Annotated in this window: 25 protein-coding genes; 21 read left to right on the top strand and 4 right to left on the bottom strand. The window is 68.8% G+C overall.

Translation table 11 applies throughout. The features are described 5' to 3' along the window. Window positions 1–209 precede the first annotated feature (209 nt). The 19 genes from rpoN (at window position 210) to IB230_RS00785 (ending at window position 16863) form a co-directional block, all read left to right on the top strand. Complete coding sequence (gene rpoN / locus IB230_RS00875; RefSeq protein WP_192267826.1) at window positions 210–1634, top strand: RNA polymerase factor sigma-54; 1425 nt, start codon at window positions 210–212, stop codon at window positions 1632–1634. Between the two features lie 15 nt (window positions 1635–1649). Beyond that, on the top strand, window positions 1650–2030 hold the full coding sequence (locus IB230_RS00870) for a response regulator transcription factor (RefSeq protein WP_192267824.1): 381 nt from the start codon (window positions 1650–1652) through the stop codon (window positions 2028–2030). Next, window positions 2023–3489: a sigma-54 dependent transcriptional regulator gene (locus IB230_RS00865; RefSeq protein WP_192267822.1), complete on the top strand. Its 1467-nt coding sequence runs from the start codon at window positions 2023–2025 to the stop codon at window positions 3487–3489. Before IB230_RS00870 ends, IB230_RS00865 begins: the two co-directional genes overlap by 8 nt. Window positions 3490–3565: 76 nt before the next feature. Then, window positions 3566–3925, top strand: a complete 360-nt coding sequence (gene fliE / locus IB230_RS00860; protein ID WP_192267821.1) for a flagellar hook-basal body complex protein FliE — start codon at window positions 3566–3568, stop codon at window positions 3923–3925. A 42-nt stretch (window positions 3926–3967) separates the two neighbouring features. Further along, window positions 3968–5641, top strand: coding sequence for a flagellar basal-body MS-ring/collar protein FliF (fliF, locus tag IB230_RS00855; RefSeq protein ID WP_192267820.1), 1674 nt, complete (start codon window positions 3968–3970; stop codon window positions 5639–5641). A 16-nt stretch (window positions 5642–5657) separates the two neighbouring features. Next, window positions 5658–6644 carry a flagellar motor switch protein FliG gene (fliG, locus tag IB230_RS00850; RefSeq protein ID WP_192271183.1) on the top strand — a complete coding sequence of 329 codons (987 nt, stop codon included), beginning with the start codon at window positions 5658–5660 and terminating at the stop codon, window positions 6642–6644. 23 nt (window positions 6645–6667) lie between these two features. Beyond that, a complete protein-coding gene (locus IB230_RS00845; RefSeq protein ID WP_225589350.1) occupies window positions 6668–7258 on the top strand; it encodes a FliH/SctL family protein in 591 nt (196 codons plus the stop codon). Next, on the top strand, window positions 7255–8652 hold the full coding sequence (gene fliI / locus IB230_RS00840; protein ID WP_192267818.1) for a flagellar protein export ATPase FliI: 1398 nt from the start codon (window positions 7255–7257) through the stop codon (window positions 8650–8652). The genes IB230_RS00845 and fliI overlap by 4 nt, the downstream gene beginning before the upstream one ends. An 18-nt stretch (window positions 8653–8670) precedes the next feature. Beyond that, window positions 8671–9123 (top strand): flagellar export protein FliJ, encoded by a 453-nt coding sequence (gene fliJ / locus IB230_RS00835; protein ID WP_192267817.1) that lies wholly within the window; start codon window positions 8671–8673, stop codon window positions 9121–9123. Further along, on the top strand, window positions 9123–10283 hold the full coding sequence (locus IB230_RS00830) for a flagellar hook-length control protein FliK (protein ID WP_192267816.1): 1161 nt from the start codon (window positions 9123–9125) through the stop codon (window positions 10281–10283). The genes fliJ and IB230_RS00830 overlap by 1 nt, the downstream gene beginning before the upstream one ends. Before the next feature lie 225 nt (window positions 10284–10508). Then, window positions 10509–11036, top strand: coding sequence for a flagellar basal body-associated FliL family protein (locus tag IB230_RS00825; protein WP_192267815.1), 528 nt, complete (start codon window positions 10509–10511; stop codon window positions 11034–11036). A 15-nt stretch (window positions 11037–11051) separates the two neighbouring features. Beyond that, window positions 11052–12095 (top strand): flagellar motor switch protein FliM, encoded by a 1044-nt coding sequence (gene fliM, locus IB230_RS00820; protein ID WP_192267814.1) that lies wholly within the window; start codon window positions 11052–11054, stop codon window positions 12093–12095. Further along, window positions 12092–12439, top strand: coding sequence for a flagellar motor switch protein FliN (gene fliN / locus IB230_RS00815; RefSeq protein ID WP_192267812.1), 348 nt, complete (start codon window positions 12092–12094; stop codon window positions 12437–12439). Before fliM ends, fliN begins: the two co-directional genes overlap by 4 nt. Window positions 12440–12449: 10 nt before the next feature. Further along, entirely contained in the window at window positions 12450–12842 is a 393-nt protein-coding gene (gene fliO / locus IB230_RS00810; RefSeq protein ID WP_192267809.1) for a flagellar biosynthetic protein FliO, read from the top strand. Between the two features lies 1 nt (window position 12843). After that, complete coding sequence (gene fliP, locus IB230_RS00805) at window positions 12844–13653, top strand: flagellar type III secretion system pore protein FliP (protein WP_192267807.1); 810 nt, start codon at window positions 12844–12846, stop codon at window positions 13651–13653. A gap of 10 nt (window positions 13654–13663) precedes the next feature. Continuing rightward, on the top strand, window positions 13664–13933 hold the full coding sequence (locus IB230_RS00800; RefSeq protein WP_162338471.1) for a flagellar biosynthetic protein FliQ: 270 nt from the start codon (window positions 13664–13666) through the stop codon (window positions 13931–13933). Between the two features lie 18 nt (window positions 13934–13951). After that, the gene (fliR, locus tag IB230_RS00795) at window positions 13952–14743 is read left to right on the top strand and encodes a flagellar biosynthetic protein FliR (RefSeq protein WP_192267805.1); all 792 of its coding nucleotides are present in this window, start codon (window positions 13952–13954) and stop codon (window positions 14741–14743) included. A gap of 212 nt (window positions 14744–14955) precedes the next feature. Then, window positions 14956–15546, top strand: coding sequence for a TetR/AcrR family transcriptional regulator (locus tag IB230_RS00790; RefSeq protein WP_192267803.1), 591 nt, complete (start codon window positions 14956–14958; stop codon window positions 15544–15546). Between the two features lie 333 nt (window positions 15547–15879). Further along, window positions 15880–16863, top strand: a complete 984-nt coding sequence (locus IB230_RS00785; protein WP_192267801.1) for a GGDEF domain-containing protein — start codon at window positions 15880–15882, stop codon at window positions 16861–16863. Between the two features lie 37 nt (window positions 16864–16900). Here the strand turns inward: IB230_RS00785 and IB230_RS00780 are convergent, their stop codons facing one another. The 4 genes from IB230_RS00780 to IB230_RS00765 all read right to left on the bottom strand — a co-directional run bounded on the left by IB230_RS00780 (window position 16901) and on the right by IB230_RS00765 (window position 23100). Next, window positions 16901–20062, bottom strand: a complete 3162-nt coding sequence (locus IB230_RS00780) for a CusA/CzcA family heavy metal efflux RND transporter (RefSeq protein ID WP_192271182.1) — start codon at window positions 20060–20062, stop codon at window positions 16901–16903. Window positions 20063–20087: 25 nt separating this feature from the next. Beyond that, window positions 20088–21365 (bottom strand): efflux RND transporter periplasmic adaptor subunit, encoded by a 1278-nt coding sequence (locus IB230_RS00775; protein WP_192267799.1) that lies wholly within the window; start codon window positions 21363–21365, stop codon window positions 20088–20090. Beyond that, the gene (locus tag IB230_RS00770; RefSeq protein WP_192267797.1) at window positions 21362–22651 is read right to left on the bottom strand and encodes a TolC family protein; all 1290 of its coding nucleotides are present in this window, start codon (window positions 22649–22651) and stop codon (window positions 21362–21364) included. The genes IB230_RS00775 and IB230_RS00770 overlap by 4 nt, the downstream gene beginning before the upstream one ends. A 62-nt stretch (window positions 22652–22713) precedes the next feature. Then, window positions 22714–23100, bottom strand: a complete 387-nt coding sequence (locus IB230_RS00765; protein ID WP_192267794.1) for a hypothetical protein — start codon at window positions 23098–23100, stop codon at window positions 22714–22716. 113 nt (window positions 23101–23213) lie between these two features. Between IB230_RS00765 and flhB the strand changes: the two genes are divergently transcribed. Both flhB and flhA read left to right on the top strand, forming a co-directional pair. Further along, window positions 23214–24344: a flagellar biosynthesis protein FlhB gene (gene flhB / locus IB230_RS00760; protein ID WP_192267792.1), complete on the top strand. Its 1131-nt coding sequence runs from the start codon at window positions 23214–23216 to the stop codon at window positions 24342–24344. Then, window positions 24341–26422, top strand: a complete 2082-nt coding sequence (flhA, locus tag IB230_RS00755; RefSeq protein ID WP_192267790.1) for a flagellar biosynthesis protein FlhA — start codon at window positions 24341–24343, stop codon at window positions 26420–26422. Before flhB ends, flhA begins: the two co-directional genes overlap by 4 nt. Window positions 26423–26439: the final 17 nt, after the last annotated feature.

Here is a 26439-nt window from a genome sequence, read left to right as displayed (position 1 = left end):
TTTCCGTGACGGAATTCCGTGATCGCAGCGCCCCGCCAGGCGCCCATTCCCGCCATTGAACCGACGTCGTAGGGGAAACCCTGACGGCGCGTGGGGCGTGCCCGCAGCACAACCAGAAACGCCCTGATTTTTTTTCCGTCACCCGCCCCGCAAAGTGTCAACACGATGTGAAGCCGCCTCGGCACGCCATCGAATCGGGGACCACGCGAATGAAGACGGGACTTTCCACCCAACTCGGGCAGCAGCTCCACCTGACGCCGCAACTGCTGCAGTCGATCCGGCTGCTGCAGCTGGATGGCCTGCAGCTGGAGATGGAAGTGCGCCGCGCGCTGGACCTGAATCCGCTGCTGGAAGTGGAAGAGGTGCAGGACGCCGACCAGGCCGGCGACATCGAGGTGCTGCCGGCGCAGGAAGCCGCCGCCCTCGAAACCGCAGCCTTCGACGAACTGCCCGAATCCAACCTGTGGGACGTGCCCGGCGCCAACTGGCAGGACGGCGACGACGACCGCATGCAGCGCGTGGAGGCCGGCGAGTCCAGCGATCCGCACGTGCGCGTGCTCGACCGCCTCGCGCTGGAACTGGACGACCGCGCGCTCGACGTGGTCGCCTTCTGGCTGGAGCACACCAACGACGCCGGTTACCTGGAGCAGGCACCCGATGCGCTGGCGCTGCTGGCCTCGGCCCGTTTCGACCTGACCACCGACGCGGCACTCGCCCTGCGCGACCGCCTGCTGCGCGGCGAATTCCCCGGCCTGACCGCGGCCGACGTGCGCGAATGCCTGCAGGTCCAGCTGGACTGCCTGCAGGGCCGCGTGCCGGCCCGCCATGTCGCCCACCGCATCGTCACCGACGGCATGGCGCTGCTGGCCGCCCACGAGTACGACGCCCTCGCCCGCCTGCTGGACCTCGATCTCGACCAGGTCATGGAAGGCGTGCGCCTGGTGCTGTCGCTGGACGCACGTCCGGGCGCCTCGCTGGCCCCCGCGCCGACCGGCTACATTGTCCCGGACGTGGTCGCCTGGCACGCCGATTGCGCCTGGCGCGTCGCGCTGAACCCGGCCACCACGCCGCGCATCCGCGTGAACGCGATGCAGGAACGGGCGCTGGACCAGGCCGAGCCGTCCGAAGGCGCCGTCAAGCTGCGTGAAATGCTGCAGGAAGCCCGCTGGCTGACCCGCGGCCTGTCGATCCGCTACGACACCCTGCTGCGCACCGCACGCGCCATCGTCGAACGCCAGGCCGGCTTCCTGACCCAGGGCGACGAGGCGATGGCCCCGCTGACGCTGAAGGAAGTCGCCGACGCCATCGGCATGCACGAGTCCACCATCTCGCGCATCACCACCGGCAAGTATATGCAGACCCCGCGCGGCACCTTCGAGCTGAAGCACTTCTTCGCCGTACGCCTGGAAGGCGCCAACGTGTCCGGCCCGGCCGTGCGCGCGATGGTGCGCCGCCTGATCGACTCCGAGCCCGCCGGCAAGCCGCTGGCCGACGAGGCCATCGCCGGCCTGCTGGCCCGCCAGGGCATCCACATCGCCCGTCGAACTGTGGCGAAGTACCGGGAACAGCTCGATATCGCTCCCGCCCGGGAACGCCGACGCGCTACCGTATCCGTCCTGGCCAAGGCTGGATAACGGAGCACGACCGCAATGAGCAAGATCACCGTACTGCTGGTGGACGACCACGAAGGTTTCATCAACGCCGCCCTGCGCCACCTGCGCAAGGTGGAGTGGCTGGACGTCGTGGGCCGCGCCAGCAATGGCCTGGAAGCCATCGAACGCTCCGAGACCCTGCGTCCGGACGTGGTGCTGATGGACCTGGCCATGCCGGAGATGGGCGGCCTGCAGGCCACCCGCCTGATCAAGACGCAGGACGCACCGCCCTTCATCGTGATCGCCAGCCATTTCGACGATGCCGAGCACCGCGAACACGCGATGCGCGCCGGCGCCGACGACTTCGTCAGCAAGCTTTCCTACATCCAGGAAGTCTTGCCCATCCTCGAAAAATTCAAAGACAGCCGCCATGAGTGAATCCCGCATCCTCGTCATCGACGCCGACGCTACCCGTGCCGAACGCCTGGCCGGCCTGCTCGAGTTCATGGACCTGACGCCCCGCTGGGTTTCCAGCGCCGGTGACGTGGATGTCCGCCGCGCCCGCCAGCACGACTGGCTGGCGGTGGTGGTCGGCTCGGTCGACGACCAGAAGGCCGCCGACACCTTCTTCGCCTGGCTGGGCAAGGCCCAGCTGCCGCCGCCGGTGCTGCTGTTGGAAGGCGACACCGCCGGCTTCGCCGCCGCCCATGGCCTGCACGAGGCCGGTGTGTGGGCACTGGAAAGCCCGATCCGCCACGCGCAACTGGAAGCCTGCCTGCGCCGCGCCAGCCTCAAGCGACTGGATACCGAACACCAGGCCCAGCAGGGCAGCACCAGCGGCCCGACCGGCAACAGCCCGGCCGTCGTCCGCCTGCGCCGCATGATCGAGCAGGTCGCCAGCTTCGACACCACGGTGCTGGTGCTGGGCGAATCCGGTACCGGCAAGGAGGTCGTCTCGCGCGCCATCCACGACCAGTCGCCGCGTCGCGACGGACCGTTCGTGGCCATCAACTGCGGCGCCATCCCGCCGGACCTGCTGGAAAGCGAGCTGTTCGGCCACGAGAAAGGCGCGTTCACCGGTGCGCTCACCGCGCGCAAGGGCCGCTTCGAGATGGCCGAGGGCGGCACCCTGCTGCTGGACGAGATCGGCGACATGAGCCTGCCGATGCAGGTCAAGCTGCTGCGCGTGCTGCAGGAGCGCAGCTTCGAGCGCGTCGGCGGCAACCAGACCATCCGCTGCAATGTCCGCGTGATCGCCGCCACCCACCGCAACCTGGAAACGCGCATCGCCGACGGCCACTTCCGCGAGGACCTGTTCTACCGTCTCAACGTGTTTCCGATCGAGATGCCGGCGCTGCGCGAGCGCGCCGAGGACCTGCCCGACCTGGTGATGACCATCGCGGCGCAGCTGTCCCGTACCGGCCGCGGCGAAGTGCGTTTCGCCAGCGATACCCTGCAGGCGCTGCGTTCCTACGCATGGCCGGGCAACGTGCGCGAACTGACCAACCTGGTCGAGCGCCTCGCCGTGCTGCATCCGGGTGGTCTGGTCCGCGTGGCCGACCTGCCCAAGCGCTACCAGCCTGAAGGCGTGGATGTGCTGGCCGTCGAGACTCCGGTACCGGTCGCCGCGGCGCCCGCGCCCGCCGCCGCACCACTGCCGACGGCCGTGGTGGCCGCCGCGGTGACGCCGGCCGACCGCCTGCCGGAAGCCGGCATCGACCTGCGCGAACACATCGCCCAGATCGAACTGAACCTGATCCGCGACGCGCTGGACCGCGCCGGCGGCGTGGTCGCCCACGCGGCCCAGCTGCTCGGCCTGCGCCGCACCACGCTGGTGGAAAAGCTGCGCAAGTACGGCATCGAGCGCGAAGAAGTCGCGCTGGCGACGGAAAACTGACTGGCCGCGGGCGCGGTTTCCGGCACGGGTCTTGCAACACATCACGCAAGACACCTGACGACCGAAGCACCCGCCCATGTCCGACGTCACCTCCATCCTCTCGCAGATCCGCAGTTACCAGCATCAGGTCGGTACCCGCGCGCTCGAGCCGATGCCGAATCCGGGGGCCTTCACCCCGAACCGGGTGGGACTGGAGCAGCCGGGCGTCAAGGCGCCGAGCTTCGGCGACACGCTGCAGAACGCGCTGGAAGGCGTGAACAACGCCCAGAAGACCTCCGGCGCGCTGGCGCAGGCGTTCGAACTGGGTGATCCGCGCGCGGACCTGGCGCGGGTGATGGTGGCGGCCCAGCAGTCGCAGGTCGCGTTCCGCGCCACCGTGGAAGTACGCAACCGCCTGGTGCAGGCGTACCAGGACGTCATGAACATGCCGCTGTAACGCGGCGCCCCTCCACCTCTCCACTAGAACCGACCCGTCGCCATGGCCCTCACGCTGTCCAAGGAAGCCCTGAAGGAATCGCTGACCGCCGACAAGGCGGGCGCGGCGCTGACCAAGATCCAGGACGCGCGCGTGTTCAAGCAGATGGGCACGCTGCTGCTGATCGCCGGTGCCGTCGCGGTCGGCATGATGGTGTTCTTCTGGTCGCAGAAGCCGGCCTACACCCCGCTCTACACCGGGCTGGACGCCAAGGCCACCGCCGAAGCAGCCGACATGCTGCGCGCGGCGCAGATCCCGTTCCAGCTCAACCAGGCCACCGGCGCGATCTCCGTGCCGGAGGAAAACCTGCACGACGCCCGCCTGAAGCTGGCCGGCGCCGGCCTGGCCGAAAGCGGCCGCCTCGGTTTCGAGATGATGGAGCGCGACCCGGGCTTCGGCGTCAGCCAGTTCGTCGAGAACGCGCGCTACCAGCACGCGCTGGAGACCGAACTGGTCCGCACCATCACCACGCTGCGCCCGGTGCGCGACGCGCGCGTCCACCTCGCCATTCCCAAGCCGTCCGCCTTCACCCGCCAGCGCGAAGTGGCCAGCGCGTCGGTGGTGCTGGACCTGCGCTCCGGCGCCATGCTGGAGCGCAACCAGGTCGACGCCATCGTGCACCTGGTGTCGTCGTCGATCCCCGACCTGGCGCCCGAGCGCGTCACCGTGGTCGACCAGAGCGGCCGCATGCTGACCATCAGCGATCCGAACAGCGAGGCCGCGCTCAACGCCGCGCAGTTCGAGCGCGTGCGCAAACTGGAAACCTCGTTCAACGACCGCATCCGCGAACTGCTGGAGCCGCTGACCGGCCCCGGCCGCGTCAACGCCGAAGTCGCCGTCGACATGGACTTCTCGGTCACCGAGGAAGCCCGTGAGACCTTCGCCAATGATCCGGCCAAGATCCGCAGCGAGCAGATCAGCCAGAACACCACCAACGCCGGCACCGGCCCCGAAGGCGTGCCGGGTGCGACCAGCAACACCCCGCCGGGGCCGAATGCCGCCGCTGCCGCACCCAATCCCGCCGCGCCGGTGGAGACCGCGAGCAGCGCGACACGCAACTTCGAGATGGACCGCACCCTGCAGCACACCCGCCAGCCCGCCGGCCGCGTGCGCCGCGTCACCGCCGCCGTGCTGGTCGACCACGTGCCGCGCACCGGCGAGAACGGCAAGGCCGTGATGACCGCGCTGGACGCCGCCACGCTGACCCGCATCGAAGCGCTGGTGAAGGAAGCCGTCGGCTTCGACGCCGCCCGCGGCGACTCGGTGTCGGTCATGAACGCCCCGTTCGTGCGCGAAGCCGAAGCCCCGGTCGACGTGCCGTTCTGGGAAAGCCCGTGGCTGCACAACCCGATGTTGCGCGACATCGCGCGCTACGGCCTGGGCGCGCTGGTGGTCATCGTGCTGCTGTTCGGCGTGCTGCGCCCAGCCATGCGCCAGATCATCAGCCCCGCCGCCAGGCACAAGCGCGACGAAGAGGACGGCATCGATGTCGACATCGTCGACGACCGCGACGACGACGGCGTGGTCGCCACCCTGTCGCACGAGCACGCGCCGCCGATGCGCGCCCTGCCCTCCGACGCCTACGAAGACCGCCTGCGCCAGGCGCGCGAAGCGGTGAAGACCGACTCCAAGCAGGTCGCGCAAGTGGTCAAGGACTGGGTGGCCAGCGATGAATAACGCACCCGAAGCCGCCCTGACCGGCGTGCAGCGCGCTGCCGTGCTGCTGCTCTCGCTGGGCGAGGAAGACGCCGCCGAAGTGCTCAAGCACATGAACGCCAAGGAGGTGCAGAAGCTCGGCATCGCCATGGCCACCATCTCCGGCATCAGCCGCGAGCAGGTGATGCAGGTGATGTCCAACTTCGGCGATGCGCTCGACAAGCAGACCTCGCTGGGCATGGGCGCCGACGACTACGTGCGCAAGGTGCTGGTGCAGGCACTGGGCGAGGACAAGGCCGGCAGCCTGATCGACCGCATCCTGCTGGGCCGCAACACCACCGGCCTGGACACGCTGAAGTGGATGGACCCGCGCGCGATCGCCGACCTGGTGCGCAACGAACATCCGCAGATCATCGCCATCGTGCTGGCGCACCTGGACAGCGACCAGGCCGCCGACACGCTCAAGCTGCTGGCCGAACGCACCCGCACCGACGTGCTGCTGCGCATCGCCACGCTGGACGGCATTCCGCCGAACGCGCTGAACGAGCTCAACGAGATCATGGAGCGCCAGTTCGCCGGCAACCAGAACCTCAAGGCGTCCAGCATCGGCGGCGTGAAGGTCGCGGCGAACATCCTCAACTTCATGGATTCCGGCCAGGACCAGGTGATCCTGGGCAGCATCACCCAGGTCGATGCCGACCTCGGCGCACGCATCCAGGACCTGATGTTCGTGTTCGACAACCTGGCCGACCTCGGCGACCGCGAACTGCAGGCGTTGCTGCGCGAAGTGCCGAACGACCGCCTGGGCCTGGCGCTGCGCGGCGCCGACGCCAAGGTGAAGGAAAAGATCACCCGCAACATGTCCCAGCGCGCCGCGCAGATCCTGCTCGAGGACATGGAAGCACGCGGCCCCGTGCGCCTGTCCGACGTGGAAGGCGCGCAGAAGGAAATCCTCGCCATCGTGCGCCGGCTGGCTGACCAGGGCGTCATCGCCCTCACCGCCAGCGCCGAGGAAATGGTATGAGCACGCCCTCGCCGCTGCGCTGGATGCCCGCACCGCTCGACATGGTGCTGTCCGATGCCGTCGCCGAACAGGACGCGCCGCCGCTGGTGCCGCCGACGCTGGAGGAGATCCAGTCCATCCAGGAAGCTGCCTTCCGCGAAGGGCTCGAGCGCGGCCACGCCGAAGGCCATGCCGAGGGCTTCTCCCACGGCCAGGCCGAGGTGCGCCGGCTCGCCGCACAGATGGAAGGCATCCTCGACAACTTCTCGCGCCCGCTCGACCGGCTGGAAAACGAAGTGGTCGCCGCGCTGTCCGAACTCGCCGTGCGCATCGCCGGCGCGCTGGTCGGCCGCGCCTACCAGACCGACCCGGTCCTGCTGCAGGAACTCGCCACCAGCGCGCTGGATGCGGTCGGCGGTTCGCAGCGCGAGGTCGAACTGCGCCTGCACCCCGACGACATCGCCGCACTGACGCCAGTACTGGCGATGACGGCCCACACCCGCCTGACTGCGGACACGTCGCTGAGCCGCGGCGACCTGCGTGTACATGCCGAAAGCGTCCGCATCGACGGCACGCTGGAAGCGCGTCTGCGCGGCGCGCTGGAAACCGTCCTCAACCGCGGAGCACGCGCATGAGCGCACAGCCGCTGGAATGGCTGACCGCACGCGACCTGCGCCTGTCGGCGCGGCTGTCGCAGATCAATCCCGAACTCGGCGGACGCGGCCTGATCCGCGAAGGCATCCTGCGCCGCGCCGTCGGCCTGACCCTGGAAGCGATCGGCTGCGAAGCGCCGATGGGCGCCACCTGCAAGGTCGAAGTCGTCGACGGCGGCTGGGTGGACGCCGAAGTCGTCGGCTTCTCCGGCGAACGTACCTACCTGATGCCCAGCGCCGAACTGCACGGCCTGCTGCCGAACGCGCGCGTGGTGCCCTCGCGCCGCCGCGGCGGCGTGGAAGTCGGCGAAGGCCTGCTGGGCCGCGTGATCGACAGCGATGGCGTGCCGCTCGACGGTCGCGGTCCGATCCGCGCCGAAGGCACGGTCAGCCTTGCCGGCATGGCGATCAATCCGCTCTCGCGCGAACCCATCACGCAGCCGCTCGATGTCGGCGTGCGCGCGATCAATGCGCTGCTGCCGATCGGCCGCGGCCAGCGCGTCGGCCTGTTCGCCGGCTCCGGCGTCGGCAAGTCCACGCTGCTGGGCATGATGACCAAGTACACCGCCGCCGACGTCATCGTGGTCGGTCTTATCGGCGAACGTGGTCGCGAAGTCCGCGATTTCGTCGAGACCACGCTGGGCCCGGCCGGCCTCGCGCGTGCCGTGGTAGTCGCCAGTCCCGCCGACCGGCCGCCGCTGGCGCGCCTGCAGGGCGCCTATCGCGCCACCGCCATCGCCGAGTGGTTCCGCGACCAGGGCCTGAACGTGCTGCTGCTGATGGATTCGCTGACCCGCTTCGCCCAGGCGCAGCGCGAGATCGGCCTGTCGGTCGGCGAACCACCCACCACGCGCGGTTATCCACCGTCCGTGTTCGCGCGCCTGCCGGCGCTGGTCGAACGTGCCGGCAACGGCGCCAAGGGGCGAGGCTCCATCACCGCGTTCTACACCGTACTGACCGAAGGCGACGATCCGCAGGACCCGATCGCCGACGCCGCGCGCGCCATTCTCGACGGCCACATCCTGCTGTCGCGCCGCGTCGCCGACAGCGGCCTGTACCCGGCGATCGACGTGGAGTCGTCGGTCAGCCGCGTGGTCACCGAGATCGCCGACGAAACCTGGCGCGACCGCATCCGCAAGCTCAAGCGCCTGCTGTCGGCGTACACCAGCAACCGCGACCTGATCGCCATCGGCGCCTACCAGCGCGGCAACGACCCGACCGTCGACGAAGCGCTGGAGCGCTGGCCGGAGATCGTCGAGTTCCTCGGCCAGGACGTGGCGCGCGCCGCCGACCTGCCGAGCAGCCGTGCCGCCCTGGAATCCCTGATCCAACGCAACGCCCCCGTCGGCATCCCGCTGCCGACCGGCCCGCAGTAACGCAAGGAACCCCGCGCCATGATGCAATCCCGCCGAATCGACCCGCTGCTGCGCCGCGCACAGGAGCACGAAGATTCCGTCGCCCGCGACCTGGCCGACCGCCAGAACACGCTGGCGCAGCACGAATCCCGGCTGGAGGAGCTGCGCCAGTACGCCGAGGACTACGCCAACAGCCAGATGGCCGCCACCAGTCCGGCACAGCTGGCCAATCGCCGCGCGTTCCTCGACCGCATCGACCAGGCGCTCAAGCAGCAATTGCAGAACGTGGACCGCAGCCGCGCCAGCGTCGACATCGAACGCGACCGCCTGCTGCTGGCCAGCCGCGACAAGCAGGTGCTGGAACAGCTGGCCGCCAGCTACCGCGTGCAGGAAAAGCTGATCGTCGATCGCCGCGACCAACGCGAGATGGACGACGTAGGCGCCCGCCGCGCACGCCTGGCCGCGACCACGCGAGAGAACGAGGACGCCTGATGCCGTCGCCGACCTCCGCCCTCACCTTCGCCGTGAAGCCGCCGCCGACGGCGGCAGGCAGCAACGCCACCAGCGAGGAACCCGCGAAGAAGACCGCATTCGACGACCTGGTGCGCCGCCCCGCCCGGCGCGACGACGCGCCGCGCACGACGAACCCGCGCAACGGCGAAACGAAGGAATCCGTGCGGCAGCGGCCCGACAGGGCCGTCGCCGGCAAACAGGACGAGGCTCGTACCGAGGATGACAAGTCCGAGGACGCCATCGCCACCTCCGCCGTGCCGCCCATCCTGATGGAACTGCCCCCGATCGCGTCCGCTCTGCCTGCGGATGCGGCGGCCGCGGCGCTGACCGATCCCTTCGGCAATCCCCTGCTCGGTGGCGCCCAGCCCGCGCCCAACACGCCCCTCGCCTCCGATGCCCTGCTGGCCGGCGGCCGTGCGGCGGTGGTGATCGACACGACCGGCGACGGCGCGCAGGCCGCCTCAACCGACACGGCGGCGACGCCAGCGCCGAACGCGAGCGAGGCCAAGGCGCCGCTGCAGAACCTGCTGTCGTTCGCCACCCACCTGGCGACCGGCCAGGTGGCGGCGGCGGTGCCGGACGCGATCAACCTGGGCCGCGACCTCGTCGACGCCTTCCGCAACGAGGACGGCGACGCGCCCGCACCGACCGGCAACCTGCTGGCCGGTGTGGGTGCCTCGAACCAGGCGCTGGGCCTGTCGCGCACCGAGACCGTCAACGCGATGGAAGCGCCGAGCGCCGACCTGCAGGGCGGCCACTTCGACGAGGACATCGGCGATGCCGTGCGCTGGATGGCCGACCAGAAGATCGGCCACGCCCACATCAAGGTCACCCCGAACGACCTGGGCACGGTGGAGATCCGCCTGCGCCTGGAAGGCGACCGCATCCACGCCGACTTCGCCAGCGCCCAGGCCGACGTCCGGCAGGCGCTGGAAAGCAGCCTGCCCCGTCTGCGCGACATGCTGGGCCAGCACGGCTTCCAGCTGGCCCACGCCGACGTCGGCCAGCAGCACGCCCCACCGTCGCAGGGGGGCGGTTCGCCCACCGGTGATGGCAGCGGCGACGCCAGCGAGCCGGTCTCCGAAGCGCCGCGCAGCGTCCGCATGACGGCGCGCGGGCTGGTGGACGCGTACGCGTGATGGTTCCTGACGGCAGGTGTGGGAGCGACGTAAGTCGCGAATGCCAGCTGCAAACGTCCTGGCCCTATCGGGACCCAGGCTATCGGTCACACCATCGCGACTTACGTCGCTCCCACACCGGACATCCTGCCGGCTGAAGCGCCGTCAAAACTCCGTCGGGCCCTTCCTCCCGGCGCGGCACACCGCTTGCATCACCTGGGCTGACCCCTCAGGAGATCCACCGCCGTGGCAGCCGCCGACAAGACCGCAAGCAAATCCAAGGCCGACAAGGGCGACAAGCCGAAGGGCGGCAAGTCGCTGCTGACCATTGGCCTGGTGGCCGTCATCGCGGCCGGTGCCGCTGGCGGCGGCGCCTGGTACTTCGCCAACCATGGCACGAAGGAAGCAGCCGCCGACGCACCCGAGGCCAAGAAGCCCGGCCAGGTGCCCGCGCCCGCCCAGTACTTCGCGCTGGAGCCGCCCTTCGTCGTCAACCTCGTCGGTGAAGCCGGCGGCGCACGCTATCTGCAGGTGGAAGTGCAGCTGATGACGCGCGATCCCGAGGCGCTGACCGCCATCCAGTTGCATGCGCCGGCCATCCGCGCCCGCCTGCTGATGCTGTTCGCCCAGCAGGACGCCACCAGCCTGATGTCGCGCGAGGGCAAGGAGCGTCTGCAGAACGCCGCGCTCGGCGAAGTGAAGGCGCTGCTCGTCGCCGAGACCGGCAAGCCCGCTGCCGAGTCGCTCCTGTTCACCAGCTTCGTGATGCAGTGACGGAACCCCGCCGCCATGATGACCAGTGACCTGCTGTCGCAAGACGAGATCGACGCCCTGCTCAACGGCGTCGACACCGGTGCGATCGAGACCGAAGAGCCGCCGCACGATCCCACCGTGGCGCGGACCTACGATTTCGCCAGCCAGGACCGCATCGTGCGCGGCCGGCTGCCGACGCTGGAGATGATCAACGAGCGCTTCGTGCGCACGTGGCGCATCGGCCTGTTCAACCTGCTGCGCCGCTCGGCGGAACTGTCGGTGCGCGGCATCGAGACCGTCAAGTTCAGCGACTATCTGCATTCGCTGTACGTGCCCACCAACCTCAACCTGGTCAAGTTCAAGCCGCTGCGCGGCGTGGGCCTGATCGTGTTCGAACCGAAGCTGGTGTTCACCATGGTGGACAACTTCTTCGGCGGCGATGGCCGCTACCCGGCCAAGATCGAAGGCCGCGAGTTCACCGCCACCGAGATGCGGGTGATCCAGCTGCTGCTGAAGCAGACCTTCGCCGACCTGATCGACGCGTGGGCACCGGTCATGCCGGTGGACTTCGAGTACATCACCAGCGAGGTCAATCCGCACTTCGCCAACATCGTCAGCCCGCGCGAGTACGTCGTGGTCAGCCGCTTCCACGTGGAGCTGGACGGCGGCGGCGGCGACCTGCACGTCACCCTGCCCTATTCCATGCTGGAACCGATCCGCGAACTGCTCGATGCCGGCATCCAGTCCGATCGCGTGCACGACGACGACAGCTTCCGCCTGACGATGCACGAACAGCTGCGCACCGCCGAAGTCACCGTCTCCAGCGTGCTGGCCGAGAAGCGCATCAACCTGCGCGAACTGACCCGCCTGAAAGTCGGCGACATCCTGCCCATCGACGTGCCCAAGGCCGTACCGGTGTGCGTCGAGCAGGTGCCCGTCTTCACCGGCGAGTTCGGCATTTCCAACGGGCAGAACGCCGTGAAGATCATCGCCCACCATCCGCCCGGCGGCCGCCACCAGCAGACCGCGAACGCCCGCCCCACCCTTGCACCCGTCGCCTTCCAGGACGCCACGCCATGATTCCCGAGAACGAAGAAGCCCTCGCCACCGCCTTCGGCGACACCGAGCTTGCCGGCAACGGCGCCCACGTCGGCAACGACATGGACATGAGCCTGGACGTCATCCTCGACGTGCCGGTGACGCTGTCGCTGGAAGTCGGCCGCACGCGCATGCCCATCCGCAACCTGCTGCAGCTCAACCAGGGCTCGGTGGTGGAACTGGAGCGTGGCGCCGGCGAACCGCTGGACGTGTTCGTCAACGGCACGCTGATCGCCCACGGCGAAGTCGTGGTGGTCAACGACCGTTTCGGCGTGCGCCTGACCGACGTGGTCAGCCCCAGCGAACGCATCCGCCGCCTGCGCTGAGCCGATCGCCATGCACGCCTTCGCCCTGCTCGCCACCGCCGCGGCACCCGCACAGAAGATCGGCCAGCACGCACCGTCCACGCCCGGTATCGGCGGCGCGCTGGTCGGCCTGATCCTGGTGCTGGGCCTGATCCTCGGTCTGGCCTGGCTGCTGAAGCGCCTGCCCGGTGGCGGCCTCGGCATCCGTCCCAGCGAACAGCTGCGCGTGGTGTCGATGCTGTCGGTCGGTGCCAAGGAGCGCGTGATGGTGATCGAGGTCGGCAAGGAGCAGTTGCTGATCGGCGTGACCGCCGGCGGCATCACCGCCCTGCATACCCTGCCCGAACCCCTGGTCGTCGCGCCCGCGCCGACGATGCCCAACTTCGCCGAACTGCTGGCCAAGCGCCTGCGCAAAGAGTCCTGAGATGCGTCGCTTCCTCCTCTCCCTGATCTGCCTGCTGTGGCTGGCCGCGCCGACCCTGGCCTTTGCGCAGGCCGCGACCGCGCCGGCAGCCGCGCCCGCCGCTGCGGCGCCTGCGGCGCCGACCGCACCGACGTTGCCGACCATGCCGAAGGTCAATGTGGGTCAGGTCGGCGACAACACCGTCAGCCTGCCGCTGCAGACGCTGCTGCTGATGACGGCGATCACGCTGATCCCGTCCGCGCTGCTGGCGATGACGGCGTTCACCCGCATCATCATCGTGCTCGGCCTGCTGCGGCAGGCGCTCGGCACCGGCCAGACGCCGTCCAACCAGGTGCTGGTGGGCCTGGCGCTGTTCCTCACCATGCTGGTGATGATGCCCGTCGGTGAAAAGGCATGGGCCGAAGGCATGGCACCCTATCTCAACGGCCAGATCGATTTCTCCACCGCGTGGACGCTGACCACCGGCCCGCTGCGCGACTTCATGCTGGCCCAGGTCCGCGAGACCGACCTGATGACGTTCGCCGGCCTGGCCGGACACGGCAGCTACAACGGCCCGGATGCCGTGCCGTTCCCGATCGTCGTCGCGTCCTTCATCACCAGCGAACTGAAGACCGCGTTCGAGATCGGCTTCCTGATCTTCATTCCTTTCGTGATCATCGACCTGGTCGTGGCCAGCGTGCTGATGTCGATGGGCATGATGATGCTGTCGCCGATGCTGGTGTCCGCGCCGTTCAAGATCCTGCTGTTCGTGCTGGTGGACGGCTGGGTGCTGATCGTCGGTTCGCTGGCCGCCAGCTTCAACGGCGTCTGAGGAGCACGAGATGAGTCCCGAAACCGCCCTCACCGAGCTGCGTGGTGGCCTGGAGATCGCGCTCTGGGTCGGGGGTCCACTGCTGCTGGTCGTGCTGGTCGTCGGTGTGGTCATCGGCGTGATCCAGGCCGCCACACAACTCAACGAACCCACCATCGCGTTCGTTGCCAAGGCCATCGCGCTGACGGCCGCGCTGTTCGCCACCGGCAGCTACCTGCTCGGCGTGCTCGTGGAATACACCACCACGCTGTTCCAGCGGCTACCTCACCTGATCGGCTGACGCAGCGGATACGACGCGATGGATGCCGCCACCCAGATGGTGATCGACGGCCAGCAGGCCTTCGGCATGATCAACGCCATCCTGTGGACGATGCTGCGTACCGGCGCGCTGTTGATGGCGGCCCCGCTGATCGGCACGCGCGCCGTCTCGGTGCGCGTGCGGGTCATCATCGCCGGTGCGCTCGCGATGGCACTGGCACCGCTGCTGCCGGGTACGCCCGATCGCATCGCCTTCGACGCCAGCACCGTGCTCAACGTGGCGCGCGAGCTCGCGGTCGGCGCCTGCATGGGGTTCATGCTGCGGCTCGCCTTCGAAGCCGGTGCGATGGCGGGCGAACTGATCTCGCAGGGTACCGGCCTGGCGTTCGCGCAGATGTCCGATCCGTTGCGCGGCGTGAATTCGGGCGTCGTCGGCCAGTGGTTCTACCTCGCCTTCGGCCTGCTGTTCTTCACCGTCAACGGTCATCTGGCGCTGGTGTCGCTGCTGGTGGACAGCTACCGCTCGTTGCCGATCGGCACGGCGCTGCCCGACGTGCAACAGGTACTGGAGGTCGCGCCGATGCTGTTCACCCACATTTTGCGTGCCGCGGTGGGGCTGGCCCTGCCGGTGATGGTGGCGATGCTGGCGGTGAACCTTGCCTTCGGCGTGCTGGGCCGCGCCGCCCCCGCGCTCAATCCGATCCAACTTGGCCTGCCCACTGCCCTGCTGCTGGGCCTGTTCCTGCTGGCGCTGCTGGCCGGTGAACTGGGACCACCGGTGCAGCGCATCTTCGACCTTTCGTTTGACGCGGCGCGGCAAATCACTGTCTGACGAAACGCGCGTTACTTATGTGAAAAGGTGTCGGAACGCACGTTTGGCGGATGCTGGCGCCTCGTTTCACATCGCGTTTGCGCGGGCTGTTCCACTAAATGCATGAATTTGTGCAGAATGGGGACGAGGGAGCTGCAACATACGCCTGCGAACGGACTGGAGACCCTCCGGCCCGACGCGGCAGCGCTCCCCCCGCGAAACGGAGATTGCCTGTGAGCCACAGCCCTACCCACAAGCGACGCACCAGCCAGGAAACGCGGGAGGCCGTGCTCGCCGCCGCACGCCGGCTCTTCTTCACCAAGGGATTCGACCAGACCACGCTGATGGACTTGGGCGAGGAAACCGGTCTCAGCGCGCGCGGCGTCATCCTGCACTTCGAGACCAAGGCCGACATCATCGCCACGCTGCTCATCCGTGACTACACCGGGCGCAAGGCGCCGATGGTGGAACGTCCGCAGGGATCGACGCACGCGCAGCGCATCCTCGACTTCTATTTCTGGATGGCCCGCGAAGACGCGGCCAACTTCATCGCCTTCCCCGCACTGTGGAGCGTGTCGGCCCGCTGGTCGCCCGCCGTGGAGGCCGAGATGAACGGCGCGCTGCGCCGGATGCGCGAACCAGTCCGTCTGGAATTGAGCCGTGGCATGGGCGCAGGCGAGTTCCGCGGCCTGGACATCCAGCATGCCGACGAGATGATCTGGCAGAGCTACCAGCATGGCCTGCGTGCCGTGTCCGTGAATGGCGGCACGCCGGCGATGGCGGTGCCGCAGGTGTTCAAGACGCTGGAAGCGTTGTCGGCCTGAAGCGGCGCCCACCCGGCGCGCTTGCACCCGCAAACGAACGGCCTCCTTCGGGAGGCCGTTTTCGTTGTCGACCACCGTCTTCGATGCCTTCGCGCGAAGACGGCATTCGAAGGAATGCGCGGATCGCCGGCGTCCACCGCTGACATGCAACACCGTCGCCCGGCGCACGCATTGCCGCGCGCGCCCGCCGTCCGGCAAGCGTGATCTCCATCACTCCCCACTCCGCGCAACGGCCTACACTGCGCGGGCCCTCGCGGCGCTGTTCCGTCCGCTTACCCGATTCCTTTGAGCACGCCACCCTCCGACCCTCAGCGTCCGCACCCGGCCCTCTCGATGAAGCCGACACGCCGCGACTTCCGCCTGGACATCATCGTCCTGCTGGGCTCCATCACGGCGGTGACGATCGCGTCGTTCGGTGGGTACCGCGCCTGGCAGGGGCATTGGCCGCAGGCCGCGTTCGACTTCGCCGTGGTGCTGGTGGTCGCGGCGCCGGTGATCCACGCCTGGCGCACGGGCGACAGCCTGCGCGCCGGCAATGTGCTGGCGGCGCTCAATTCCTGCGCGACGTTCGGCGCCTGCCTGATGCTGGGGCACACCGCGCTCACCTGGACCTACCTGGTGCTGCTGACCAATTTCTTCATCGGTCACCGTTGGCTGGCGGTGGGCTGCAACGTGGCGTTGATCGTGGGCATGCAGCTGATCCCCGGGTTCTTCCATGACGGCGTGCATGCGGTGTCCGTGTTCGTCAGTGCCGGGCTCATCACCGGGTTCTCGCTGATCTTCGCCTCGCGCACGCAGGACGACCGCGCACAACTCGAGCGGCTGGCGGCGATCGACGCACTGACCGGTGTGCCGAACCGGCGCAGCATGGAACGTGCGCTGGGCGATGCGGTCGATCGCTTCCAGCGCGGCGAGTGCTGCTTCGGCCTGGTCGTGCTGGACCTCGACCATTTCAAGGACGTCAACGACCAGTACGGCCATGCGGCCGGCGATGCCGCCATCGCCGACCTGGCCTCGATCCTGCGTTTCGAGATGCGCCGCAACGACCAGGTGTTCCGCTTCGGCGGCGAAGAATTCGTGGCCCTGCTCGAGCTGGACAGCACGGAAGCCCTCGAAGCCACGACCGAACGGCTGCGCAAGGCGGTACGCGGCGCGCTGCGCGGACCGGGCGGCCGCATCACCATCTCGCTGGGCGCCGCCCTGCTGCGCGAACAGGAGAAGACCTGGCACGACTGGTTCTCGCGTGCCGATGCCGCGTTGTATCGCGCCAAGATGGCCGGCCGCGACAGCTACGTGATCGCGGACGACCTGTTCTAGGAACGAGCGAAGCGGAGCTCACTCCCCACCCCATCATTCACTTCTCGCGGCTACCCCACCACCACCGGTACAGCACCGGCAGCACCACCAGTGTCAGCAGCGTCGACGAGACGATGCCGCCGATCACCACGGTCGCCAGCGGCCGTTGCACTTCCGAGCCGGCACCGACGTTGAATGCCATCGGCAGGAAGCCCAGCGAGGCGACCAGCGCCGTCATCAGCACCGGACGCAGGCGACCGAGCGCGCCGTCGACGACCGCCTGATCCAGCGGCATGCCCTGCTCGCGCAGCTTGCGGATGAAGGTGATCATCACCAGTCCGTTGAGTACCGCGACGCCCGACAGCGCGATGAAACCCACGCCGGCGGAAATGGACAACGGAATGCCGCGCAACGCCAGCGCGACCACGCCACCGGTCAGCGCCAGCGGTACGCCGGTGAACACGATGGTCGCGTCCTTCGCCGAACCGAAGGCCCAGAACAGCAACGCGAAGATCACCACCAGCGTCGCCGGCACTACCACCGCGAGGCGCTGGCTGGCCGAGATCAGTTGCTCGAACGTGCCGCCGTAGTCGATCCAGTAGCCGGCTGGCAGCGTGACCTCGGCAGTGATGCGCTCGCGGAGGTCGTCGACGAAGCCGCCCAGGTCGCGGCCGCGCACGTTGGCCGTCACCACCACGCGACGCTTGCCGTTCTCGCGGTTGACCTGGTTGGGCCCGAGCGTGGTCTCGATCTTCGCCACCTCGCGCAGCGGCACCGTGCCGGGCGTTCCCGAACGCCAGCTCGCCCCGCGCATCGATTCGTCCTCGTTGCCGGCACCGCCCAGCGGAATGGGCAGGTCGTGCAGCGCCGCGGGATCCTGCCGCATCGCTTCCGGCAGGCGCACGACGATGTCGAAACGGCGGTCGCCCTCGAACAGCTGCCCCGCGACTTCACCGCCGACCGCGGTCGCCACCGTGTCCTGCACGTCGCCGGGATTCAGGCCGTAGCGGATCAGGGCCTGGCGGTCCGGCGTGATGGTGAGCAGCGGCAGGCCGGTCGCCTGTTCGATGCGCACGTCCGCCGCGCCGTCCACGGCCTTGGCGGCCGCTTCGATGCGTTCACCGACCTCCACCAGCGTGCCGAGATCGTCGCCGTAGAGCTTGATCGCGACGTCGGCACGCACGCCGGAGATCAGCTCGTTCATGCGCATCTGGATCGGCTGGGTGAACTCGTAGTTGTTGCCGGGGATCTCGGCGACCGCCTTCTCGATCTCGGCCACCAGCGTCGCCTTCGGCTTGCGCGGGTCCGGCCACTGGTTGCGCGGCTTCAGCATGACGAAGGTATCCGCTACGGATGGCGGCATCGGATCGGTCGCCACTTCCGCCGTGCCCAGCTTGCCGAACACGCGGTGCACCTCGGGGAACTGCTTGATGCGCTCCTCCAGCGTGGACTGCATGCGAACCGCCTGGTCCAGGCTGGTGCCCGGGATACGCATCGCGTGCAGGGCGATGTCGCCTTCGTCCAGGCTGGGCACGAACTCGGTGCCCAGTCGCGTGGCCAGCAGACCGCACAGCACGACCAGCGCGAATGCTCCTCCTGCCACGACGAGGCGCGCACGCAATGCCCAGGCCAGCACGGGCGCGTAAGCGCGACGCGCCCAGCCCATCACCCGCGTTTCCTTCTCCTGCACGCGGCCGCGCAGGAACAGCGCGATCGCCGCCGGCACGAAGGTCAACGACAGCAGCATCGCGCCGCTCAGCGCCAGCACCACGGTGATCGCCATCGGATGGAACATCTTTCCTTCCACGCCGGTGAGCGCGAAGATCGGCAGGTACACGGCGGTGATGATGCCGAGGCCGAACAGGCTGGGCCGGATGACCTCGGCCGTCGCCGACGCAGTGGCGTCCAGCCGCTCCTCGTCCGTCAACAGGCGTCCCAGCCTGTGCTGCAATTCGCCGAAGCGGCGCAGGCAGTTCTCGATGATGATGACGGCGCCATCGACGATCAGACCGAAGTCGAGCGCGCCCAGGCTCATCAGGTTGCCCGAGACGCCGCCACGCACCATGCCGGTGAGCGTGAACAGCATCGACAGCGGAATCACCGCCGCCGTGATCAGCGCTGCGCGTACGTTGCCCAGCAGCAGGAACAGCACCACGACGACCAGGATCGCGCCTTCGACCAGGTTCTTGGCCACGGTGCGGATGGTGCGGTCGACCAGCGACGTGCGGTCGTACATCGGCTCCGTACGGACACCACTGGGCAGACTGCGATTCGCCTCGACCAGGCGCGCGGCCACCGCCTGCGAAACCTCACGACTGTTGGCGCCGATCAGCATGAAGGTGGTGCCCAGTACGACTTCCTTGCCGTCCAGCGTCGCCGCGCCGGTGCGCAGCTCAGGCCCTTCGCCGACCTGCGCCACGTCGCGCACGCGGATCGGCACGCCGTCGCGGCGATCCAGCACGATGTCGCGGATGCCGTCGAGATCCGCGACCTGCCCGGGCGCGCGCACCAGGAACTGCTGGCCGTTGCGTTCGATGTAGCCGGCGCCGACGTTCTGATTGTTGCGTGCGACCGCCTGCACCACGTCGTGCAGGGTGAAGCCCAGCGCCACCAGCCGCGCCGGATCTGGGGTGATGTGGATCTGCCGCGCGAACCCACCGATGGTGTTCACCTCGGTCACGCCGGGCACGTTGCGCAGCTGCGGCCGCACCACCCAGTCCTGCAGTGTGCGCAGATCGGTGGCGGTATAGGGCGAACCGTCGTCCTTGCGCGCCTTCGCATCGGCTTCCACCGTGTACATGAAGATCTCGCCCATGCCGGTCGCGATGGGGCCCATCTCCGGTTCCAGGCCGGCCGGTAGCTGCGACTTCACCTGCTGGATGCGCTCGCCGACCTGCTGGCGGGCGAAGTACACGTCGGTGCCGTCCTTGAACACCACGGTCACCTGCGACAGGCCGTAGCGCGAGATCGAGCGCGTGTAGTCCAGTCCCGGCAGGCCGGCGAGCGCGGTTTCCAACGTGAACGTCACCCGCTGTTCGGACTCGAGCGGCGAGTAACCGGGCGCCTCGGTGTTGACCTGCACCTGCACGTTGGTGATATCGGGGGTGACGTCGATCGGCAGCTTGCCGAAGCTCCACACGCCGACCGCCACCAGCGCCAATGTCAATGCCAGCATCAGCCAGCGTTGCGCGATGGTGAAGCGCAGGATGCGCTCCAGCATCCCGCGTGGCTCGGGAGTACCTCGCTCAATGGTCATGCGAGGCCCCCGATTTCTCGATGTCGGCCTTCACCAGGTAGCTCTGCTCCACCACCACCTGATCGCCGGCCTTCAGGCCGGACAGCACTTCGACCTGCTGGGCGTCGCGCTTGCCCAACTCGACCGGACGGATCTCGTAGGTATCGCCGATTCGCACGAACACCACGTCCCAGTCGCGGAAGGTCTGCAGCGCCGCAAGCGGCACCACCATCGCTGCCGGCTGTTGCTCCACGGTGATGCGCGCCTTCACCGCCGAACCGGGACGCCACAAGCCATCGCTGTTTTCCAGCGTCGCGCGCGCCACCGTGCTCTGGCTGGCCGTCGCTGTGCCGGGCAGTACCCTTTCGAGCCTGGTCTGCGCAGTCGCGCCATCGCTCAGTCGCGTTACGGTGACCGGTACGCCGGGCACGATGTGCTGCGCATCGGCGCCGAAGATGTGCAGGTCCACCCATAGTGTGGACAGATCGGCGACCTCGAACAGCGTCATGCCCTCGCCGGCCACGCTGCCGACGCTGGCGTTACGCGCCAGCACCACGCCGCCGATCGGCGAGGTAACCGAGTAGGTGGTCAGGCTGAGATTGCTTTCCACCGTCGCCAGCGTCTGGCCTGCCCGCACGCGATCGCCGACGTTGACGGCAAGCCGGCGGATCGGACCGGGGAAACGCGCGGCGACATTGGCGACGCGACCTTCGACCGGCGTCAGCAGACCCTGCACCTCGTGCTCGTCGGCGATCGTGCCGGCCTGCACCGGTGCGACACGGATGCCGGAATCCCCGGCGATCTTCGCTCCGATGGTCGTACGGCCTTCGTAGCTGTCATAGGTCCAGCGCAGCGATTTGCCTTCGACGTTGGCCAGCACTTCGACGTCGAAGGAATGCGGTTCGCCGACCACGCTCTTCGCCAGCAGGCTGCCATCCGCTTGCGACTGCAGTACGTGGTTCTCGCGCACGTCGCCCAGACGGACCAGGCGGACCTCCACGCTGCCCGCCGTCGCCGGCAGCGGTTCGCCGTCGCGATACAGCCAGGCCTGGTAGGTGGGCGGCGTGCCGGACTCGGCAATCGCGAGTTCGACACGATAGCCGTCCTGCTCCAGCAGCCGGCCACCATGTTCGCCTCGCGCCGCTTCTTCTTCGCCGTGGCCGCCGGCTTCGTCATGGCCATGGCCGGCCTCGCTGCCGTGGTCGTCGGCGTGATCGCCATTCCCGCCGCCGCACGCGGCCAGCATCAGCGAAAGCGCCAGCGCGCTCATCAGGGGACGCAAGGTCATGGGGTCGTTCCTTCTTCTGGAGCGGCCGGCGCGGCGACGAACGCCTGCCCGGTGAGCCGCTGGATCTCGATGAGGGCCGCCTGCGCATCGAGCGCGGCGTCCAGTTGCTGGCGACGCGTCGCCGTGGTTTCCGACTGCAGCTGTGCCCATTCCAGGTAGCTGATGGCACCGCCGCGGTAGGCACGCTCGGCGGCCTGTTCGGCACGCAGCAGGCGCGGCAGCACGTCGTCGCGTGTGCGCTGCACGTCGACCTGCGCCACGCGGTAGCGGCCGTGCGCGTCGGTCAGCGTGGAGTACAGCGCGGTGTCGCGCGATTCGCGCTCGATCTCCAATGCCGCCAGGTCCGCTTCGGCCGCGCGGATCTCGGGCGCGGCGCGGCGCGCGCCCCCCAATGCCAGCGATACGCCACCGACCAGCGCGGTATCACCACTGTCCTGCATCCGACGCACGCCGACCTGCCAGTCGAGATCGGGCGTCGATGCCGTGCGCGCAAGACGCACCCGCGCTTCGCGGATCCGGCGCTCGTCGGCGAACTGGGCCAGCTCCGGCGTGCCGTCCAGCAGGGATGCCAGGACGTCGATGTCGTCGATCGCAGGCAGCGCCAGCGGATCACCGGCGACCACCTCGAAGCGCGGCGCGCGCTCACCCCACAGTGCAGCCAGATGCTGGCGTGCGGCGGCCTGCTGCTGGTCGGCACGCACCAGCGCCAGTTCGGCACGCGCCAGCGCCGCCTGTGCGGTCAATACGACCGATTCGGGCGAGGCGCCTGCCTGCAGCCGCTGACGGGCGCCGGCAACGGTACGTCGGCGTTGCGCGATGTCCTGCGCGGCGATGGCCCGTTGCGCCCGTGCGCCGGCGACCGCCAGGTAGCGGCGGGCGACATCGGCCAGCAGGTCGAGGCGCTGCGTTTCCCGCTGCATCGCCAGGGCATCGATGCGGGCCTGGGTCAGCGTGCGGCGGGCATCGAGCTTGCCACCGCGCTCGAGTACGCCGGCCAGCGTCAGCGTGGCTTCGGCCTGGCCGAAGCCGCTGGCGTCGCCCGTGCCGAGCACGTTCTCGATATCGAGCCCGGCGCGCAATGCGGGCCGCAGCAGCGCGACCTCGCGCTCGGCCAGCAGGGTTTCGGTGCGGGCACCGAACAGGCGCAGGTCGGGATGGGCGCGGGCGACGCGCGCCATGGCGTCGTCCAGCGTCAGGGTGTCAGGGGGAACAGCAGGCGATGGCGCCTGTGCGTGCACGCACGGCGCGATCGCGAAGGCGGCCAATGCCGCCAGTCGCAACCACATGGGAAGTCTCCGGAACGTCGGTGAGGGAACGCGGGCGACAGGACGTCAGCCCGGCAAGGCCATCACGCGAGGATCGGAGGGCGCAGCAAGGATGCGGGACGCGCGGTCGGCAACGGGACCGCGTCGGCCGCCAGGGCCACGGACGGCAACAGCATGCCCTGCAGCAGCAGCGGCGAGGGGACGATGGCGGTCAGGTGGCCGCAGCAGTGACTGGCATGCATCAGCGCATGCAGCAGGTCGCCCTCGCCTGCGTCGCCATCGGCGTGCTCGTGACCGCTGCCGGTCGCGTCATGATCGCTGACCGCATGCAGGTGCTCGCTCCCACTGCCCAGCTCATGCAGGTCGCCGAGCGAGGCGAAGACCGGGTTCGCCAGCACCGCCAGCAGCAACACCGCCAGCGCCGGCAGGCGCAGCAGGAAGAAACGGCGGTGGCGCAGGAAACGGAGCATCGGAGCGACATGCTAGCCGCCCGGTCTCGCGTTAGACAATTCCACGCCGGGTTCCTGTCCCCGACTGGAACAGCTCTTGCACGACAGGCTCCCGACCCCGTCGGAAACACGCCATGTCTGAGCAGGACGAAAGCGGCGAACGCACTGAATTACCCACCGAGAAACGGCTTCGCGAAGCCCGTGAGCAGGGCAACATCCCGCGTTCGCGCGAGCTGGCGACGGCGGCGGTGTTCGGTGCGGGCGTGCTGGCGATCATCGCGATGGGCCCCGGACTGGCGCGCAACGCGCTGGGCTGGATGAAGATCGCCCTGACCCCCGACCCGATGCTGATGCGCCAGCCGGACCAGCTGTTCGGCTACGTCGGCCTGATGATGCTGAAGCTGCTGGTCGCGATCGCGCCGGTCGCGGCCATCTGCGTGCTGGCGGGCCTGGCCGCACCGGTGGCGATGAGCGGCCTGCGCTTTTCGCAGAAGTCGCTGATGCCCGACTTCAAGCGGCTCAACCCTGCCAGCGGCCTCAAGCGCCTGTATGGCGCGGAGAGCGTGGCCGAACTGCTGAAGTCCTTGCTCCGCGTGGCCCTGATCGGTGGTGCGGCGGCGATCTGCCTGAAGATGGGCCTGAACCCCCTGCGCGAACTGCTGACCATGCCGCTGGAGCAGGCGGTGCGCAGCGGCCTGAAGTTCACCAGCACGCTGCTGCTGGCCACCACCGGCGGGCTGATCCTGCTGGCCGCCATCGATGCCCCGTACCAGAAGTGGAACTGGCTGCGGAAGCTGAAGATGACCCGCGAAGAGCTGCGCAAGGAGATGAAGGAAAGCGAGGGCAGCCCGGAAGTGAAGGGCCGCATCCGCCAGATGCAGCACCAGATGTCGCAGCGCCGGATGATGGAAGACGTGCCCAAGGCCGACGTGATCGTGGTCAACCCGACCCACTACGCGGTGGCCCTGAAGTACCAGGCCGGCCAGATGGGCGCTCCCACGGTGGTCGCCAAGGGCGTGGACGAACTGGCCATGCGCATCCGCGAAGTCGCTGACGCCCACCGCATCGCCATCGTGTCGGCGCCGCCTTTGGCACGCGCCTTGTATCGCGAAGGTCAGCTTGGCCGGGAAATCCCCGTGAGAATGTACGCCGCCGTCGCCCAGATCCTCTCCTACGTCTATCAACTGCGCGCCTGGCGCGTGGGCGAAGCCGCGCTGCCCGACCTGCCCGCCGTCGACATCGACGAGCACGGAGGCAAGGCATGAGCGCGCAACCGGCCGGCGGCCTGCGCTGGATGGACATGCTGAAGAACGGCCTGGGCGCGCCGCTGGTCGTGCTGGCGCTGCTGGCCATGATCGTGGTGCCGCTAGCGCCGCCGGTGCTGGACGCGCTTTTCAGCTTCAACATCGCCATTTCGCTGGTGGTGCTGCTGGCGGTGATCTACGTGAAGCGGCCGCTGGACTTCACCATCTTCCCGATCATCCTGCTGATGACCACGATGCTGCGCCTGGCGCTGAACGTGGCCTCCACCCGCGTAATCCTGCTCAACGGCCAGAACGGCCATGACGCGGCCGGCAAGGTCATCGCGGCGTTCGGCGAGTTCGTGGTGGGCGGCAACTACGCCGTCGGCATCGTGGTGTTCGCCATCCTGACCATCATCAACTTCGTGGTCATCACCAAGGGCGCAGGCCGCATCGCCGAGGTGTCGGCGCGCTTCATCCTGGACGCGATGCCCGGCAAGCAGATGGCCATCGACGCCGACCTCAACGCCGGCGTGCTGACCCGCGAGGAAGCCAAGGCCCGCCGCGAGGAAGTGCGTGCGGAAGCCGACTTCTACGGCTCGATGGACGGTGCCAACAAGTTCATCCGCGGCGACGCCATCGCCGGCATCCTGATCCTGTTCATCAACCTCATCGGCGGTTTCGCCGTGGGCATGCTCCAGCACGGCATGCCGGCCGCCGAAGCGGCCTCGACCTACACCCTGCTGTCGATCGGCGACGGTCTGGTCGCCCAGCTGCCCGCGCTGCTGGTCTCGTCGGCGGTGGCGATGCTGGTCACCCGAGCCTCGCGCTCGGAGGACATGGGCAAGGCCGTGATGGGCCAGGCCTTCGGCCAGCACAAGGCACTGGCGGTGGCCGCCGGCGTGCTCGGCCTGGTCGGCCTGGTGCCCGGCATGCCCAACGTCGCCTTTTTGACGCTGGCGGCCGGCATCGGCTACCTGGCATGGAAGATGTGGAAGCGGACCCAGGAAGGACCCGAGGCCGCAGCCGGCGACGTGCCCGCCCTGCCCGGCCCGGGTGCGCCCGACCGCAATGCCGAACTGACCTGGGACGAGCTGCGCCCGGTCGATCCGCTCGGCTTGGAAGTGGGCTACCGGCTGATCCCGCTGGTCGACAAGAACCAGGGCGGCGAGCTGATGTCGCGCATCAAGGCCGTACGCCGCAAGCTGACCCAGGACCTCGGCTTCCTGGTGCCGCCGGTGCATATCCGCGACAACCTGGAACTGCCGTCCAACGGTTATCGCCTGCTGGTGCATGGCGTGCCGGTGGCGTCGGCGGAGATCCATCCCGACCGCGAGCTGGCGCTCGACCCGGGCGGCGCGTTCGGTGCCATCGATGGTATTCCGGGCAAGGATCCGGCCTTCGGCCTGGATGCGGTGTGGATCCAGTCGCACCAGAAGGCCACCGCCGAATCGCTGGGCTATACCGTGGTCGATCCGGCCACCGTCATGGCCACCCATCTTTCCCACCTGGTACGCGAACACGCGCCGGAACTGCTCGGCCACGAAGAAGTCCAGCAGCTGCTGGCGCAGTTGGGCCGCAGCGCGCCGAAGCTGGTCGAGGACCTCACCCCGAAGGCGCTGCCGCTGGCCACCGTGGTGCGCGTGCTGCAGAACCTGCTGATCGAGCGCGTGCCGATCCGCCAGCTGCGCCGCATCGCCGAGGCACTGGTCGAGTTCGCCCCGCAGAACACCGATCCGGCCGCGCTCACGGCCGCCGTACGTACCTCGCTGGGCCGTTTCATCGTGCAGGAGATCTCCGGGATGGCGCCGGAACTGCCCGTCTATACCTTGGCGCCGAATCTGGAACGCGTCTTGCAGGACAGTACCCAGGGAACCGGCGCGGCGCTGGAACCGGGACTGGCGGAACGCCTGCACCAGAGCCTCGCCGATGTGGTGACCAAGCAGGAAGCCCGCAGCGAGCCTGCGGTGGTGCTGGTACCGGGAACGGTCCGCGCCGCCCTCGCCCGCCTGGTCCGCCACAGCGTCCCCTCGCTGTCGGTGCTGGCCTACAGCGAGGTTCCCGAGGACAAGCGGTTGAAGCTGGTCGGCACGATCAGCTGATACCCGGAGCAGCAGAA

The sequence above is a fragment of the Pseudoxanthomonas sp. PXM01 genome (genome assembly GCF_014851815.1).
GTDB lineage: Bacteria > Pseudomonadota > Gammaproteobacteria > Xanthomonadales > Xanthomonadaceae > Pseudoxanthomonas_A.
This window is presented reverse-complemented; position numbering and strand designations above follow the sequence as displayed.

Coding starts and splice junctions, on each gene's coding strand:
- rpoN (WP_192267826.1), top strand. CDS start 210: ATGAAGACGGGACTTTCCACCCAACTCGGGCAGCAGCTCCACCTGACG.
- IB230_RS00870 (WP_192267824.1), top strand. CDS start 1,650: ATGAGCAAGATCACCGTACTGCTGGTGGACGACCACGAAGGTTTCATC.
- IB230_RS00865 (WP_192267822.1), top strand. CDS start 2,023: ATGAGTGAATCCCGCATCCTCGTCATCGACGCCGACGCTACCCGTGCC.
- fliE (WP_192267821.1), top strand. CDS start 3,566: ATGTCCGACGTCACCTCCATCCTCTCGCAGATCCGCAGTTACCAGCAT.
- fliF (WP_192267820.1), top strand. CDS start 3,968: ATGGCCCTCACGCTGTCCAAGGAAGCCCTGAAGGAATCGCTGACCGCC.
- IB230_RS00845 (WP_225589350.1), top strand. CDS start 6,668: ATGCCCGCACCGCTCGACATGGTGCTGTCCGATGCCGTCGCCGAACAG.
- fliI (WP_192267818.1), top strand. CDS start 7,255: ATGAGCGCACAGCCGCTGGAATGGCTGACCGCACGCGACCTGCGCCTG.
- fliJ (WP_192267817.1), top strand. CDS start 8,671: ATGATGCAATCCCGCCGAATCGACCCGCTGCTGCGCCGCGCACAGGAG.
- IB230_RS00830 (WP_192267816.1), top strand. CDS start 9,123: ATGCCGTCGCCGACCTCCGCCCTCACCTTCGCCGTGAAGCCGCCGCCG.
- fliM (WP_192267814.1), top strand. CDS start 11,052: ATGATGACCAGTGACCTGCTGTCGCAAGACGAGATCGACGCCCTGCTC.
- fliN (WP_192267812.1), top strand. CDS start 12,092: ATGATTCCCGAGAACGAAGAAGCCCTCGCCACCGCCTTCGGCGACACC.
- fliO (WP_192267809.1), top strand. CDS start 12,450: ATGCACGCCTTCGCCCTGCTCGCCACCGCCGCGGCACCCGCACAGAAG.
- fliP (WP_192267807.1), top strand. CDS start 12,844: ATGCGTCGCTTCCTCCTCTCCCTGATCTGCCTGCTGTGGCTGGCCGCG.
- IB230_RS00800 (WP_162338471.1), top strand. CDS start 13,664: ATGAGTCCCGAAACCGCCCTCACCGAGCTGCGTGGTGGCCTGGAGATC.
- fliR (WP_192267805.1), top strand. CDS start 13,952: ATGGATGCCGCCACCCAGATGGTGATCGACGGCCAGCAGGCCTTCGGC.
- IB230_RS00785 (WP_192267801.1), top strand. CDS start 15,880: ATGAAGCCGACACGCCGCGACTTCCGCCTGGACATCATCGTCCTGCTG.
- IB230_RS00780 (WP_192271182.1), bottom strand. CDS start 20,062: ATGCTGGAGCGCATCCTGCGCTTCACCATCGCGCAACGCTGGCTGATG.
- IB230_RS00775 (WP_192267799.1), bottom strand. CDS start 21,365: ATGACCTTGCGTCCCCTGATGAGCGCGCTGGCGCTTTCGCTGATGCTG.
- IB230_RS00770 (WP_192267797.1), bottom strand. CDS start 22,651: ATGTGGTTGCGACTGGCGGCATTGGCCGCCTTCGCGATCGCGCCGTGC.
- IB230_RS00765 (WP_192267794.1), bottom strand. CDS start 23,100: ATGCTCCGTTTCCTGCGCCACCGCCGTTTCTTCCTGCTGCGCCTGCCG.
- flhB (WP_192267792.1), top strand. CDS start 23,214: ATGTCTGAGCAGGACGAAAGCGGCGAACGCACTGAATTACCCACCGAG.
- flhA (WP_192267790.1), top strand. CDS start 24,341: ATGAGCGCGCAACCGGCCGGCGGCCTGCGCTGGATGGACATGCTGAAG.